Annotated in this window: 2 protein-coding genes; one reads left to right on the top strand and one right to left on the bottom strand. The window is 46.9% G+C overall.

Translation table 11 applies throughout. The annotated features are described in order from the left end of the window. A partial coding sequence (locus ABUA47_RS08860; protein WP_349831544.1) for an FAD:protein FMN transferase occupies positions 1 to 645 on the top strand: 645 nt, incomplete at its 5' end. A 21-nt stretch (positions 646 to 666) separates the two neighbouring features. Here ABUA47_RS08860 and ABUA47_RS08855 read toward each other — a convergent pair. After that, positions 667 to 928 (bottom strand): DMT family protein (locus ABUA47_RS08855; RefSeq protein ID WP_349831543.1); only part of this gene is annotated, 262 nt, incomplete at its 5' end.

The raw sequence follows: 928 nt of genomic DNA, 5'->3' as shown, positions 1-928 counted from the left end.
GGGTTCAAGAAGGGTAACTTCCCCGACTCTGCCATGATAGACAGCCTGCTGGAGATGACAGGATACGAAAAAGTAAAATTGTCCGATGAAGGGAAAGTGGTGAAAACAGACTCGCGTATAATGCTCTCGTGCAGCGCTGTGGCAAAAGGATATGCAGTAGATGTCATAGCCCAACTTCTGAAGAAGAAGGGTATCCGCAACTTTATGGTCGATATAGGCGGAGAAGTGGTTGTTCACGGGCAAAACCCTCAAAATGGACCTTGGCGCATCGGTTTGAACAAGCCGATAGACGACTCACTGGCAGTGAACCAGGAACTGCAAGCAGTGCTGCTAGTCACGGATTTAGGCATGGCTACATCGGGCAATTATCGCAACTACTACTATAAAGACGGAAAGAAATATGCGCATACCATCGACCCGCGTACCGGCTATCCGGTACAGCACAGCATCTTGTCAGCCACCGTCATTGCCAAAGATTGCATGAGTGCAGACGCCTATGCCACGGCATTCATGGTGATGGGGCTGGAAGAAGCAGAACGCGTGGCGGATGCACATCCGGATATCGACGCCTGTTTCATTTATACGGATGAAGAAGGAAAGCTTCAAACGTTCTTAACAAAAGGAATGGAGAAGTATATGAAATAATGTGCAAATGCGATTAACCCATCATTTATAAAATACAAAATATACCGCCAGTACCAGACATACAAAAGCGGCAAAATGATTCCAATGCAGCGTTTCCCCCTTGAAAAGAACCGTTGTGAACACCGTAAAGATAATCAAAGTGATTACTTCCTGAATCACTTTGAGTTGCATCAATGAGAACGGGCCTCCATTGCCTAAAAAGCCTATCCGATTGGCCGGAACCTGGCAAGAATACTCTGCCAAAGCTATTACCCAGGAAAACAGCACCACGGCATACAACGGC

The sequence above is a fragment of the Bacteroides sp. RTP31139st1_H2_RTP31139_211217 genome, assembly GCF_040227615.1.
In the GTDB taxonomy this organism is placed as follows: domain Bacteria; phylum Bacteroidota; class Bacteroidia; order Bacteroidales; family Bacteroidaceae; genus Bacteroides; species Bacteroides uniformis.
This window is presented reverse-complemented; position numbering and strand designations above follow the sequence as displayed.